A 14,769-nucleotide genomic window follows, 5' to 3' on the forward strand; every position below is an offset into this window, starting at 1 on the left:
AACCGCCGCCTGCGCATCCCTTCTCACAACACGGTATCAACGATATCCAAGATCCCGCGGCTCCGGGAGAACCGCAATGCCCCGAGCCCATTCCCTTTAAGGAGTGGGCCGCCAGGGCCAGAATGTCTCTGTGTTCCCGACCCGTCAGCGCCTCGTTGGCGGCCACCGCGTCGGGAGGCGCTTTATATGCGTGGTGCCCCAGGGGTGGCAAGCACTTTTTTCGACCATCGGCGTTTTTTTCCCGCTCCTTCCCAAACGCACATGACACCCTTTTCATTGGTCGCGGCGCGCAGGGGGCCTCATAGTCGGACCAACGGCTGAAGGGATCTTCAGCTTGGACGTGGCAATAATCAATGGTTCGTTAACCAAAATCCGGCAAGGTTGCACAACGGTAGAAACTCGCCGTCAGCCGACCGCCGGGACCATCAGACACGGGTCCGACCGCCGCGATTGCGCTGAACCATATTTATAAAGGCTGACAAGCGTGATATTGCTTCGCACGCCGACCTTGGTTGAAGCCTCGGGCGCCGACCATCGTTCGTCCGAGTCTTCGAACGATGCTTCCTCCTCTTCCCTTCTCTCTCTCCCTGTTTCCGGCGTGCTGCGGGGCAGCACAATGCCGGAAATGATTCGGGACGAATTGCTGCCCGACATCTTCGCCGACACCGCGCGGGCCATGCCGGAGCGGACCGCCATCCTGTTCGATGGGCGCCGCGTCAGCTACGGGGAACTGGAGGGTCGGGCGAACCGTGTCGCCAACGCGTTGCGCGCGCGGGGCTATGGTCCGGGGAGCTTTGTCGGCTTGTGGATGACGCGGTCGCTCGATCTGCATGTGGCGCTGCTCGGTATTCTGAAGGCCGGTGCGGCCTATCTGCCTTTCGACACCGACGCGCCAGCGGAACGCGTGGCGGTCAGCTTGGCCGACTGCTCCGCGCCCGCCGTCCTGGTGGACGCCGTGACCGCGTCGAAGGCGGTGGGGCTTGCGGTGCCGGCTTTACGGCTTGAGGACTTGGCGTCGGAGGACGAGCGTGCGCCCGACCTGCGCGCGGACGGCGTCACCCGCGATCATCCGGCCTACGCGATCTACACCTCGGGCTCGACCGGCAAGCCCAAGGGCATTGTCATCAGCCACGCCAACATCTGCCATTATCTGCGCGCCGCCAACAGCCTGTACGGCATCACCGGCGAGGATATCGCCTTCCAGGGCGCGTCGGTGGCCTTCGACCTGTCGCTGGAAGAGATCTTCGTGCCGTATCTGGTCGGCGCGACCCTCTGGGTGGCGAGCCGACAGGTGCTGGACGAAGCGGACCGGCTGGCCGACGTGCTGAACGACGCCGGGATCACGGTGCTGGACACCGTCCCGACCCTGCTCGCCATGCTGCCTAAGGACGTGCCAAGCCTGCGCGTCGTCATCCTGGGCGGCGAGGCCTGCCCGCCCGCGGTGGCGGCGCGCTGGTGCCGTCCGGGGCGGACGATCTTCAACAGCTATGGCCCGACCGAGGCGACCGTCGTCGCCACCGTGGCCGAGGTCCACCCGGACGAGCCGGTCACCATCGGCCGGCCGATTCCGAACTACAGCTGCTATGTGGTGGACGAGGCGATGGCGCTGGTCGCCCCCGGCACCCAGGGCGAGCTGCTGATCGGCGGGCCGGGGGTGGCGCAGGGCTATCTGGGGCGTCCGGACCTGACCGCCGAGAAGTTCATCCGCAACAGCTTTGCCATCCACGGCAACGACCCGCTGCTCTACCGCTCCGGCGACGCGGTGAGCGTCGATCCGAACGGCAACCTGCTGTTCCACGGCCGCATCGACGACCAGGTGAAGATCCGCGGCTTCCGGCTGGAGCTGGGCGAGATCGAGGCGAAGCTGACCGACATGGCCGGCGTGAGCCAGGCCACCGTCATTCTGCGCAACGACAACGGGCTGGACCGGCTGGTCGCCTTCCTAGTGCCACAAGCCGGCGCCACGCTGGACAAGACGGCGCTGCGCGACCAACTGCGCGCCCAGTTGCCGAGCTACATGGTGCCGTCGCATTTCGAGGTGAAGGACCGCCTGCCCCGCCTGACCTCCGGCAAGGCCGACCGCAAGGCGCTGCAGGCCGCGCCGCTGACCGACGACGCCGGCCCCGGCGAACAGGACGAGCCGCAGACTCCGACGGAGGCCGCCCTGCTGGAGGCCGCCAAGCGCGTCTTTCCCAGTCAGGCGGTGCCGCTGGAGGCCGACTTCTTCATGGATCTGGGCGGGCACTCGCTGCTCGCCGCGCGGTTCGTGTCGGCGGTGCGGGAGACCCGCCATCTCGACGGGCTGACCCTGCAGGACGTCTACAGCGCCCGCAGCCTGCGCGCCATGGCCGAACGGCTGGACGCGCGCGCGCCGCGCGGCGGCAACGGCGGCGGGGCGGAGCGCAAAGACCGTTCCTTCGCGCCGCCTCCCCTGCTCCGCCGCTTCCTCTGCGGCGCGGCGCAGGCGGCGGCCCTGCCCTTCATCCTGGCGCTGATGACGGCGCAGTGGCTCGGCGTCTTCGTCAGCTACATGCTGCTGTCGGGCGAGGATGCCAATTTCCTCCAGGAAATCGTCACGTTGCTCGGCGTCTACATGGTCATCAACGCGGCCACGGTGGTGATCGCCGTCGCGGCCAAGTGGCTGGTCATCGGGCGCACGAAGCCCGGACGCTACCCGCTGTGGGGCGCCTATTATTACCGCTGGTGGCTGGCGCAGCGCTTCATCAGCCTCGTCCATCTGAAGTGGTTCCAGGGTTCGCCGGTCATGCGGGTTCTCCTGCGCGCGCTCGGCGCCAAGGTGGGCGACGAGGCGCTGATCGGCGAGTTCGAGTCCGGGGCCATCGACCTCGTCACCATCGGCGCCGGCGCCTCGATCGGCGGCAAGGTGAAGCTGGCGAACGCCGAGGTGATCGGGAACGAGCTGGTCATCGGCGCGGTGGAGATCGGCGCCGACGCCTATGTCGGCACGTCCTGCGTCATCGGCATGGACGCGGTGGTCGGTCACGGCACGGAGTTGGCCGACCTGACCGCCCTGCCCGCCGGCGCCCGCACCGGCGCCTATGAGTGCTGGAACGGCTCACCCGCCCGCCGCTTCGGCAGCGTCGACCGGGCGGAACTGCCCACCCCGGCGACCGCCGGACGGCTGCGCCGCGGGCTGAACGCCGCCTTCTACACGGCGATGCTGCTCGCCCTGCCGCCGATCTCGCTGATGCCGATCTTCCCGGCCTTCTACCTGTTCGACAATCTGGAGGGAGTCCTCGGGTCCGTCTTCGGCGTCGGCTATCTCTATTATCTGCCGCTGATCGCCTGGCCGACGGCCATGGCGCTGGTCGCGGTGACCGTCTGCATGATCGCCGCCGTGCGCTGGATCGTCCTGCCGCGCGTCGAGGCCGGCACCTACTCGGTGCACAGCGGATTCTACCTGCGCAAATGGATGGTGGCGCTGTCCACCGAGGTGATGCTGGACACGCTCAGCTCGCTCTACGCCACGGTCTACATGCGGGCGTGGTACCGGCTGATGGGCGCCAAGATCGGCAAGGACGCGGAGATCTCCACCAACCTCGCCGGGCGCTACGACCTCGTCGAGATTGGCGAGAAGTGCTTCATCGCCGACGAGGTGGTGCTGGGCGACGAGGACATCCGCCGCGGCTGGATGTTCCTGAAGCCGGTGAAGACCGAGGCGCGCGTGTTCGTCGGCAACGACGCGGTGGTTCCGGCGGGGGCGAGCATCCCCACCGGCTCGCTGATTGGCATCAAGTCGAAGCCGCCCGCCAACGAGGCGATGTCCGCCGGGGAGACGTGGTTCGGCAGCCCGCCGATCAAGCTGCCGGTGCGCCAGCGCTTCGACGGGGTCGGCGCCAACTGGACCTATGAGCCGTCCAAGGCCCGCCGTCTGGGCCGCGCGGTGTTCGAGGCCTTCAGCCTGTCGATGCCGACGATGCTGTTCATCACCTTCGGCACACTGGCGGTGGAGCTGTTCGCCCCGGCCATCCTGGAGCAGCGCTACGGCGTCTTCCTGGCGCAGTTCCTGGCGGTCAGCGTCGCCATCCCGGTGGCGATGGTGGCGGTGGTCATTCTGGTGAAGTGGCTGTTGATGGGCCGCTACACGCCGACCGTGAAGCCAATGTGGTCCTGGTGGGCCATGAAGACGGAAGCGGTGGCGGTGCTCTACTGGGGTCTGGCCGGCAAGGTGCTGCTCGACCATCTGCGCGGCACGCCGATGCTGCCCTGGGTGCTGCGCCTGTTCGGCACCAGGTTCGGCGAGGGCGTCTTCATGGACACCACCGACATCACGGAGTTCGACTGCGTGTCGGTCGGCGACCACAGCGCGGTGAACGCCCTGTCGGCGCTCCAGACACACCTGTACGAGGACCGCGTGATGAAGGTCGGCTGCGTGAAGGTCGGCCGCGGCGTCACCATCGGCGCCGGGTCCACCGTGCTGTACGACACCAGCGTCGGCGATTACGCTCATCTCGGCCCGCTGACCCTGGTCATGAAGGGCGAGGAGATCCCGGCCCACACCGAATGGGCCGGCGCCCCGGCGGAGCCGGTGACCGAAGGCCAGCCCGAGTTGACGGCTCAGTTCAAGAGCGCCGCGTAAGCTCTTATCGGTGTTGGACTGTTGTGGCCCGGCATTCAGCGCTTCGGCGGTGGGTCCGGGCCGCATCGTTTCAAGGCCTGGGCAAGGCCCTTTCCTTATCGCCGCAGGGCGTTCCGTTCCCGTTGTGCGCCGGGCGAAGGGGTGTATAACGGTGCGCGAGCGTGGCCCTGGCCCTTTTGCGCGCTCCCGCGCGCCGCATTGGGGCCTGTGACCCAAGAACAGGAAGGAAGCCCCCCGAATGCCCGACGACATCAGCCCCGCCCGCGGCGCCTCGACGCTGTTTCCGCTGGCCAAGGACGACACGACCTACCGCAAGCTGACCTCGGATTATGTCTCGGTCGTCGAGTTCGACGGCGAACAGGTCCTGAAGGTCGAGCCGGAGGGCCTGCGCCTGCTGGCCGAGGAGGCCTTCAAGGACATCAACCACCTGCTGCGCCCCGGCCATCTCAGCCAGATCCGCGCGATCCTCGACGATCCGGAAGCCTCGCCGAACGACAAGTTCGTGGCGCTGGACCTGCTGAAGAACGCCAACATCGCCGCCGCCGGCACCCTGCCGATGTGCCAGGACACCGGCACCGCCATCATCATGGGCAAGAAGGGCCGCCGCGTCTTCACCAAGGGCGGCGACGAGGCCGCCCTGTCGGAAGGCGCCCGCGACGCCTACCTGAAGCGCAACCTGCGTTACAGCCAACTCGCCCCGATCTCCATGTACGAGGAGAAGAACACCCGCAACAACCTGCCGGGCCAGGTCGAGATCTACGCGGAGGGTGAGGACGCCTACAAGTTCCTGTTCATGGCCAAGGGCGGCGGGTCGGCCAACAAGACTTTCCTGCATCAGGCCACCCCGTCGGTGCTGGCGCCGGACCGGCTGCTGAAGTTCCTTGAGGACAAGATCCGCTATCTCGGCACCTCGGCCTGCCCGCCCTACCACCTCGCCATCGTCATCGGCGGCCTGTCGGCGGAGCAGAATCTGAAGACGGTCAAGCTGGCCTCCGCCCGCTACCTCGACAATCTGCCGACCGAGGGCGGTGAGGACGCACACGCCTTCCGCGATCTCGCCATGGAAGCGGAAGTGCACACTCTGACCCAGACCATGGGCATCGGCGCCCAGTTCGGCGGCAAGTACTTCTGCCACGACGTCCGCGTCATCCGACTGCCGCGTCACGGCGCCTCCATGCCGATCGGCATCGGCGTGTCCTGCTCGGCGGACCGTCAGGCCGTGGGCAAGATCACCAGGGACGGCATCTTCCTGGAGCAGCTGGAGACCGATCCGGCCAAGTATCTGCCGGAGATCACCGACGGCGATCTGGCCGGCGAGGTGGTGAAGATCGACCTCAACCAGCCGATGAGCGAGATTCTCGCCACGCTGAAGCAGTATCCGATCCGCACGCGCCTGTCGCTGACCGGCCCGCTGATCGTCGCCCGCGACCTCGCCCACTCCAAGCTGCGCGCGCGGCTGGACGCCGGCGAGCCGCTGCCCGACTATTTCAAGAACCACCCCATCTATTACGCCGGTCCGGCCAAGACGCCGGAAGGCTACGCCTCGGGCTCCTTCGGTCCGACGACCGCCGGGCGCATGGACAGCTTCGTCGAGCAGTTCCAGGCGGCGGGCGGTTCGATGGTCATGCTGGCCAAGGGCAACCGCAGCCCGGAAGTGACCGCGGCCTGTCAGAAGCACGGCGGTTTCTATCTGGGCTCCATCGGCGGCGCCGCGGCCCGTCTGGCTCAGGACTGCATCAAGAAGGTGGAATGCGTCGAGTATCCGGAACTCGGCATGGAAGCCATCTGGCGCATCGAGGTCGAGGACTTCCCGGCCTTCATCATCGTCGATGACAAGGGCAACGACTTCTTCAAGGAATTGAAGCTGGCGTAACCGGTGGCGCTCCCCGCTTCCCTTCCCCGCCCAGCGGGGAGGAAGACGGGGAGCGCAACGGCTCAATCATCCGCGTAGGGGTTCTTCTGCTTGCGCAGCAGCAGCCGCACCGGCACGCCCGGCAGGTCGAACGTCTCGCGCAGATGGGCGATCAGGTAACGCTGGTAGCTTTCCGGCAGATCGAGCGGCTTGTTCACGAACAGCGCCACCGTCGGCGGGCGCGCCTTCACCTGCGTGGCGTAGCGGATCTTCACGCGCCGGCCCTCGACCAGAGGTGGCGGGTGGTGATCCAGCACGCCCTCGATCCAGCGGTTGAGCTGGGCGGTCGGGATGCGACGGTTCCACTGCCCATAGGTCGACAGGATCGAATCCAGCAGCGTGTCCAGCTTCTTGCCCTGCAGGGCGGAGATGGTCACCACCTCCACGCCCTTGATCTGGGCCAGAGCGGCCTGCAGCTTGTCCTCGACCTGACGCAGGGCCATGGCGCGGTCGTCCACGGCGTCCCACTTGTTCAGGGCGATGACCAGGGCGCGCCCCTCCTCCACCACGGTGCGGGCGATGGTCAGGTCCTGCTTGTCGAGAATCTGGTTGGCATCGACCACGAGGAGGACGACCTGCGCCATGCGGACGACGCGCAGAGCGTCGGCGACGGCCAGCTTCTCCACCTTCGCATCGACGCGGGCGCGCCGGCGCATGCCGGCGGTGTCGACCAGACGGAACTTGCGGCCCCGCCATTCCCAATCGACGCTGATGGCGTCGCGAGTCATCCCGGCCTCGGGGCCGGTCAGCACACGCTCCTCGCCGATCAGGGCGTTCAGCAGGGTGGACTTGCCAACGTTCGGCCGCCCGACGATGGCGATCTGGATCGGGCGGGCACGCTCCTCGTCGGTTTCCGGCTGGTCGCCGACGGGTAGTTCCTCTTCCCCCTCGCCTTTGACGGGGGCCGAAGCCTTCTCGGCCGCCTCCGGCTCCGGCGGGGCGTAGGGCAGCAGGGCCTGGACCAGATCGGCCATACCCTCGCCATGCTCCGCCGACAGCGCGAGGGGGTCGCCCAGGCCAAGCTCGAAGGCCTCGTAGAGGCCAGTCATCCCCACCTTGCCTTCCGCCTTGTTGGCGACGAGGATGACGGGGGTCTTGCTCTTGCGCAGCAGGGCCGCGAAATGGCGGTCCAGCGGCGTGATGCCGGTGCGGGCGTCGACGATGAACAGCGCCACGTCGGCGCGTTCCAGGGCGCGTTCGGTCTGGCGGCGCATGCGCGCCTCCAGGCTGTCGTCGGTGACGTCCTCCAGGCCCGCGGTGTCGACCACGGTGAAGGACAGCCCGCCCACACGGGCGGGGGCCGAGCGCCAGTCGCGCGTCACGCCGGGCGTGTCGTCGACCAGCGCCAGCTTCTTGCCGGCCAAACGGTTGAACAGAGTCGATTTGCCGACATTCGGCCGACCGACGAGAGCGACGGTGAAGGACATCGGGCCGGGGGCCTTATAAAGAACCAAGGGTGGCGATCAGCGGTACGCCACCAGCGTACCGTTCTCGCCCAGGACATATAGGGTGTTGTTCGCCACGACCGGAGGCAAATAGGTGGAGGCCGGCAGCGAATAGCGGGTCAGCACCTGCCCGTCGCTGGGCGACAGGGCGAGCATCTGGCCGTTCGACCCGGTGACGTAGAGCTTGCCACCGGCCAGGACCGGACCCGACCAGGTGATCGGCCCCTTCTTGTCCTCCGGATCGGTGAACGGCGCGAGCTGCGTGACCCAGCGGGCGTGCCCGGCCTGACGGGTCAGGGCGACCAGCTCCGAATCGTTGGTGATCACGAAGATGTGGTCGCCGGCGAGCCAGGGGGTCTGGGTGCCGCCGATCTCGGCCTCCCACAGGCGGATGCCGATGCGCTCGTCGATGGCGATCATGCGGCCGGAATGGCCGATCGCGTAGACGATGCCGCGGTCGATCACCGGCAGGCCGCGGATGTCGGCAAGGCTGCTCAGGGCGCCGCTGCGGCGGATGGCCGCCAGGCTCTCCTGCCACGCCACGCGCCCATTCTCCGGACGCAGGCCATACAGCTCGCCGGAGGAGTAAGGGGCTACGATCAGGGTCGGCGAGGCCGCCGGGCTGACGGCGCCCAGCAGGCCCGCCGTCTCCAGGATGCCCTGATGCGACCACTGGACGGCGCCGTCGGAGGCCGACAGGGCCGACAGCTGGTTGTCCAGCGTCAGGACGAGGACGCGCCCGCCCTCGACCGCCGGAGCGCCGCGCACCGGACCCGGAACGCGCTTGCGCCAGATGATCGAGCCATTGGCGGGATCGAGCGCGACCACCTCGCCGAAGCCGGTGGCCGCGAAGACGCGCCCGTCGGCGTAGGCGACGCCGCCGCCGCTGGCGCCGCCGCGCTCCTTCTCCGGCTTGGTGTCGATGCGCCAGAGCTGGCGCCCGGTGCGCTCGTCCAGGGCGGCGACATGCGAGTCGGCGTCCATGGCGAAGATGCGTCCGTCGGCGATGACCGGCGTCGCCAGAAGCGAGCGGGAGCTGCTGGCCCCCGTGCCGACGTCGCCGCGCCATGCCTCGGCAGGCGTGGCCGACAGAGCGAGGTTGCCGCCAGCGTGTTCCGGCGTGCCGCCGGGCTGCGCCCAGGCCGGGTTGGCCACGGCAGGCGGCAGGACGACCGGCGTGCCGACCAGCCGCTGGTCGACCTCGACCTTGCGCTCGCGGGTCAGGACGGACACCCGCTCACCCGGCAGGGGCGGATCGGGGGTCTTGCCGAACCACCCGCTGACGGTGTCGCAGCCGCTGAGCAGCACGGCCAGCAGCGGGGCGGAGAGCAGGGCGGTGCGCAGGGAGCGGCGCTTCGCGGTGGGGTGCGCGGTCGGGGCGGCCATGGGAATGCGGGTCATCAGCTCTTGCCGTAGAGGGTGGCGAGATCGGCGGCGCGCGACCGGACGCCGGCCGGAGCCTGCGAGTCGTCGGCCAATTGCTGGAACAGGGTGCGCGCGCGCTCCTTGTCCCCGGCGCGGGCGGCGAGCACGGCGCTCATCTCGCGGGCGGAGAAGCGCCAGGGGTTGGCGTCCGCCGTCAGAGGCTGGAGCCGCGCCTGGAGCTGGGCCGGATCGCCGGACTCGAGCTGGTGCATCACCGACAGCAGGGCCGCCAGCTCGCGGTAGACCGGAGCGGCGCCGGCGTTGTTGGACAGCGTGTCGTAGACGGCCACGGCCTCCGCCGTCTTACCCTCGCGGGCCAGCAGGGCGGCGGCGTTCAGCTGGGCCAGCGCGGCCATGCCGGGGTCGGACTTGGCGGCGAAGGCGGCCAGGGCCTCGACGCCCTTGTCCGGCCCCTGGGCGGCCTGGGAGAGGGCGGCGGCCAGGGCCGTCGTTCCGCTCTCCTTCTGCGACTGCTGCCAGTTGCGCCAGGCGACCGTGCCGCCCGTCGCGGCGACGACCGCCAGCGCGGCCGCCAGCATGATGCCGCCGTAGCGCTTGAACACACGCTCCATGCGGTCGCGGCGCAGATCCTCGTCGACTTCGCGGAAAATATCGCTCATGGCTCTACAGCGGCATCCTACGGCACGAAAACCGTTACAGCGGGGATTGCGCCCGCGCGCGGTTGCGGCGGGCGGTTCTGATGGTTCAAAGGGCCGGATAGCATTGGGCGCCGCACGCGGTCAAGGCGCAACGGCGCCCATCCGGGTATTAAGGCCGCGCTTTGGGCGGAATCAGGCCGGATTCCGCCATTTGATCGAGCAGCCCATGCTGGCGATCTGATCGGTCGGCCCCTGCCCCGTCTGGGCGATGCGGACCATTGCGTGGAACAGCTCGCGCGGGGCGTCGGGGATCGGCTCGCGCTTGGAGGCGTCCAGCCGCCCGCGATACTGCAGGCAGAGGTCGGCGTTGAAGCCGAAGAAGTCGGGCGTGCAGACCGCGCCGTAGGCCCGCGCCACCTCCTGCGTCTCATCGAGCAGATAGGGGAAGGTGAAGCCGTGCTCCGCCGCGAAGCGCTTCATGTTGTCGAAGCCGTCGTCGGGATAGGCGTCGGTGTCGTTGGACATGATGGCGACGGCGCCGATGCCGTGGGCCCGCAGCGCGTCGACCTCCTCGACGATTCGCCCGATCACCGCCTTCACGTAGGGGCAGTGATTGCAGATGAACATGACCAGCGTGCCGCTCGGCCCCTGGACGTCGGCCAGGCTGTAGGTCTTTCCATCGATTCCCTTCAGGCTGAAATCCTCCGCCTTCCGGCCGAAGTCGCACACCGGGGTTTCCGCCGCCATCGCTGTCTTTCCTCCTCGTGGGCCCACTGGCACGCCGCTGGCGCGGCGCAGGGTCGGGCGTGAGTATATGAGGTGAGGCGAAAGCCGGAATCGAAAAGGCCGCGGCGGCACCTTGTTCGTGCCTGCTCGCGGCCCTGTCGGTCTCCAACCCGGTTTTCCTTGTTTCCCGCCCTGCCCCGCAACCTCCGGACCAGCCCCCTTAAGAGGCCATGGCGGCGGCGGCGATCACCGCCTGGGTGCGGTTCTTGACGCCCAGCGACTTGAAGATCGCCGTGACATGGATCTTCACCGTGCCCTCGGACAGGCCGAGTTCGTAGGCGATCTGCTTGTTCGACTTGCCCGCCCGCAGGCAATCCAACACTTCCCGCTGGCGCTGGGTCAGGCCATAGGCGCTGCGGTCAGCGCCATCCAGGCGACCGCGGCGCGGCGCGGCGTCGGAGGCCGCCGTCGCGGCGGTGAGCGCGCCGGGGGGCACGTAGATGCCGCCGGAGAAGACGAGGTTCAGCGCGCCCATCATCACCTTGACGCTGCTGGACTTCGGGATGTAGCCGGTGGCCCCGTGGTCGAGCGCGCCGCGGATGTCGCCCAGCGCCTCGGACGCGGAGATCACCACCACCGGAACGCCCGGCTGGAGGCTCTGCACCTCGCGCAAGCCGTCGAAGCCCGGCCAGTTCGGCATGTGCAGATCCATCAGCACCACGTCGAACCCGCCGCCCACACGGCATTGCTGAAGGACCTCGTCGAACGTGCCCGCCTCGACAAAAATCGCGTCCCCGTGAAGCTGCTCCAGAAGACGGCGCAGGCCTTCACGAAAAAGGAGATGGTCGTCACCGATCAGAATTTTCATGGCCCCGTCCGCCTTCGTTTTTTCCCGTTGCTTCGGATCAGCCCTTCCGGACTGACCGGGCCACCCCCTTGGCGATCCAACTACCCTTTCGCCCCGTGGCTTGAAGAACTGCTACCACATTCGGAAGAGGGCCAATATCCGGACAAGGGCCATAGGTCATTTGCGGCTTGGCAAGGCCCTCCGATACGGCGAAGGCCGACTGAACAAAGCAGGAACTATGACTTCCTGTCTATTCCTTTGCCCGAAAGAAAGGGGCGGCGCAATTTTTTCCATGTTTGGTTGTTCAGAATACGGAACTCACGACATCCGCCCCGACAGCAGCCGGCGCGCGCAAAGGATCGACCATGATGATCGAAATGCGTGAAAACCTATCCCATCGGCGCAACACGTTCTGCGGATGGCCAGTCCTTTTTCTGCGCGAATGCGCCACCTTGTGGCACGTACCTGTACTGGCCTTTCAGTGCAGCCTGTCACAAAAGAGTTATCGCTTGGAGTGATCAGGTCACCATTCAGATGCGCTTGACGATCTTGAGTGATCGTCTATCGTTTGATTTACGTGTTACACGCCTAATTTATAAACTGTTTATCACAGTGTCAAGTTTTTTTCCAGGTTTGATGGATATATGCCTGAAATTCGATGCAGTCTTTAAACGAAGTCACTTAAGCGAAGACACAGAGCGCCGACAGATAGAGAGCACGAGACAAGCCTAAAACACAGGCGGCGATAATGCCCGACAAGGGCCTGCCGTGGATGCCTCCTCCAAACAGAGCTGACCCATGCAAATGAACCATGAGTACGCCCAAGAGAAAGCATCGCACTCGACCCGCAACGCGGTGACCCCCATGCACGTCTGCCTGATTCTCGACAACAATTCCCTGACCGACACCGTGGTGCAGGCGCTCGACCGGGCCGGTCGCCATCGTGTGACCGTCTTCCACGACATATCGGAACTGACGCAGAGCACGCTGACGCCCGATGCGATCCTGATCGGCCTTCAGCAGTTCACCGCGCTGCGCGAGAACGAACCGATGGTGTATCTGCGGCTGTCACGCCGGTCGCGGATCGTCGTGGTGCTGTCGTCGCGGGAATTGCTGGACGCCGCACACATCCTGGCCTTCGCCGATGCGTGGGTGTTCGAGGACATCAACGTGGACCGCATCAACGAACTGCTGGACCTGGGGCTGGAGGGGCATTGTCTGATGCCCAAGCAGTTTCTGTCCCGGTTGGGCGTCGATGAGATTCGGCTGACCCTGCTGCCGCGGCTGTCGGAACCGGAGTTCGAAACCCTGCGCCTGCTTGGCCAGGGACTGAACAACCGGACGATCGCCAACCAGCTCGATCTGTCGGAGGCGGTGATCAAGTCGATGGTGCGCAGCGTCCTGTCCAAGCTGCACTTCCGCAACAGAACGGAAGCCGGCGTCTTCGCCGCGCGACAGCAGGGCGCGTTGCAGTCCGCCCGGGAAGGCATGGTGCCGCCGCATATGCACGCGGCCCCGGCCCAACGGACCGGCACGTCCTGACGCTTTGTCGGACGCGCTTCCCACGATCAACCGAAAGAATCCCGGCCACCGTGCCGGGATATTTTCTGCCTGCGCAATGTTCCGTCTGATCGGTGCCTTCCGCCCGGACACAAGCCGCCCCGTCCCTGTGTCCCGCGCGCAAACGCCGGACCCGCCAGCCACCCCGAACGGGTATGGCTGGCCGGTCCGGCGTCTGCACCGGTGGGGACGACCGCGGGAGTGCGGTTACTGGTGGACTGCCGCCGCGGTCACAGCGCCGGCAGCGCCGGCCAGCTCTCCGCCGATGCCGTTGTTCAATGCCCAGATCGCCGCCTGGGTGCGGTTGGAGGCGTTGATCTTGCGCAGCAGGCTCTTCAGGTGAACCTTCACCGTCGCCTCGGTGATGTTCAGGTGGTTGGCGATCATCTTGTTGCTGTCGCCGTTCAACAGGCAGCGCAGGATCTGCACCTCCCGCTGGGACAGGCCTTTGCGCGACACCGGCATATCGGTGCCGTTCCCGTTCACCCGCCCGGAGATCAGAAGGGCGGCGAGATGGGTGGGAAACACCTTCTCGCCCATCATCACGAGGCGCAGGGACTGAGCCAGCGCATCGGACGACAGGTCCTTCATCAGATAGCCGTCCGCTCCGGCCTCCAGCGCGTTGGCGAGGCGGCGGGTGCACAGGTCACTTGTCAAAATGACCATGCGCGCATCGGGAAGCTGGGCGCGCAACCGACGCATGCCGTCAGCCTCCTCCTCGCCCCCGTTCACCAGGTCGAGCAGGATGAGTTGCGGCCGCAGGCCGTTCTCGACGGAGTTCAACGCCTCGCGCAGGTTCCCCGCCTCGGCGGCGATCTGAAAGGGTGAATCGTCGAGAAGCCTTTTCAGGCCTTCGCGGAACAGCTTATTGGAGTCGATCAGAAAAGCACGCACTGGTTCCATTGGTCAGCTCCCGCGATTTTTGGAAAATTGCTCTGACTCCCTGGGCAATCTTGTAGGTTACCAATCACCCGAGGTTTCCCCACCCGTGCCCCACCGATGGCATTGACGTGCCGATATTTTGGATGACCTTACCCCTGTGTCGTGCAATACGGTACCACTCTGTGGGATTAAAAGAAGAACGCATTAGGCATATGCGCAAAGCTACTTTTAATCATGGATTACCGCATCTCTTTTAAAGTATTCATCCTCCCCAATCGAACGGATACTTTTCAGATTTTCTACCACCTTATTGCAGGCGGTCGCACGCTTTGGATGCGCGAGGGTGATTCCGGGTTCATGTGGGTTGCCAAAAGTTCCCGACCCCAAACGGGCAGGAGGCACTCATGCCGAAGAAGCGCATCCGCCCCTTGCCGTGCGCGTCCTATGATCGCCGCCGCCCACTCACCGTAGGTCATAACACCATGCGGAGGGAGCGTTCTCGACAGATGCGGTGCATGGTTCGATGTGGACGATGATCGGCGCGGCGGCGGCCGGCTACCTGCTGCTTCTGGCCCGAAGCGCCTGGAAACAGGGGGAGATGCGCCAGTTCCTGCGCAGCCTTGCCATCGTGGTCGCCCTGTGCGGGCTGGTCGCAGGCACGGTTCTCCTGGCGATGCTGCTCGATTCGCGTTGACCGCCGAGGAACCGGATGCCGGAACGCAAGAAGGCCCCTCCCCGCCTGACGGCGGAAAGGGGCCTTCCCGGACCGGCCT

At 66.6% G+C, this 14,769-nt stretch carries 10 protein-coding genes; 4 read left to right on the forward strand and 6 right to left on the reverse strand.

Going from position 1 to position 14,769, the window contains the following annotated elements:
- The first annotated feature begins 616 nt into the window (after positions 1-616).
- Together JJL56_RS28980 and JJL56_RS28985 are read left to right on the forward strand one after the other, a co-directional pair.
- On the forward strand, positions 617-4,600 hold the full coding sequence (locus JJL56_RS28980) for a Pls/PosA family non-ribosomal peptide synthetase (protein ID WP_200487287.1): 3,984 nt from the start codon (positions 617-619) through the stop codon (positions 4,598-4,600).
- A gap of 238 nt (positions 4,601-4,838) precedes the next feature.
- Entirely contained in the window at positions 4,839-6,473 is a 1,635-nt protein-coding gene (locus JJL56_RS28985; protein WP_200487288.1) for a fumarate hydratase, read from the forward strand.
- Positions 6,474-6,535: 62 nt separating this feature from the next.
- Here JJL56_RS28985 and der read toward each other — a convergent pair whose 3' ends face one another.
- The 5 genes from der to JJL56_RS29010 all read right to left on the reverse strand — a co-directional run bounded on the left by der (position 6,536) and on the right by JJL56_RS29010 (position 11,575).
- On the reverse strand, positions 6,536-7,939 hold the full coding sequence (gene der, locus JJL56_RS28990) for a ribosome biogenesis GTPase Der (RefSeq protein ID WP_200487290.1): 1,404 nt from the start codon (positions 7,937-7,939) through the stop codon (positions 6,536-6,538).
- Between the two features lie 36 nt (positions 7,940-7,975).
- The gene (locus tag JJL56_RS28995; RefSeq protein ID WP_247890763.1) at positions 7,976-9,358 is read right to left on the reverse strand and encodes an outer membrane protein assembly factor BamB family protein; all 1,383 of its coding nucleotides are present in this window, start codon (positions 9,356-9,358) and stop codon (positions 7,976-7,978) included.
- Entirely contained in the window at positions 9,358-10,002 is a 645-nt protein-coding gene (locus tag JJL56_RS29000) for a tetratricopeptide repeat protein (protein WP_145625898.1), read from the reverse strand. The genes JJL56_RS28995 and JJL56_RS29000 overlap by 1 nt, the downstream gene beginning before the upstream one ends.
- A gap of 171 nt (positions 10,003-10,173) precedes the next feature.
- Complete coding sequence (locus tag JJL56_RS29005) at positions 10,174-10,728, reverse strand: thioredoxin family protein (protein ID WP_200487292.1); 555 nt, start codon at positions 10,726-10,728, stop codon at positions 10,174-10,176.
- Between the two features lie 199 nt (positions 10,729-10,927).
- On the reverse strand, positions 10,928-11,575 hold the full coding sequence (locus JJL56_RS29010) for a response regulator transcription factor (RefSeq protein WP_145625900.1): 648 nt from the start codon (positions 11,573-11,575) through the stop codon (positions 10,928-10,930).
- 777 nt (positions 11,576-12,352) lie between these two features.
- Between JJL56_RS29010 and JJL56_RS29015 the strand changes: the two genes are divergently transcribed.
- A complete protein-coding gene (locus JJL56_RS29015) occupies positions 12,353-13,096 on the forward strand; it encodes a response regulator transcription factor (RefSeq protein ID WP_237903525.1) in 744 nt (247 codons plus the stop codon).
- A 225-nt stretch (positions 13,097-13,321) separates the two neighbouring features.
- Here the strand turns inward: JJL56_RS29015 and JJL56_RS29020 are convergent, their stop codons facing one another.
- Complete coding sequence (locus JJL56_RS29020; RefSeq protein ID WP_014240789.1) at positions 13,322-14,017, reverse strand: LuxR C-terminal-related transcriptional regulator; 696 nt, start codon at positions 14,015-14,017, stop codon at positions 13,322-13,324.
- A 502-nt stretch (positions 14,018-14,519) separates the two neighbouring features.
- Here JJL56_RS29020 and JJL56_RS29025 point away from each other — a divergent pair.
- Complete coding sequence (locus JJL56_RS29025) at positions 14,520-14,690, forward strand: hypothetical protein (RefSeq protein ID WP_186452924.1); 171 nt, start codon at positions 14,520-14,522, stop codon at positions 14,688-14,690.
- Positions 14,691-14,769 lie beyond the last annotated feature (79 nt).

Origin of the sequence: Azospirillum aestuarii, from assembly GCF_016632405.1 — a bacterium.
Lineage (GTDB): Bacteria > Pseudomonadota > Alphaproteobacteria > Azospirillales > Azospirillaceae > Azospirillum > Azospirillum aestuarii.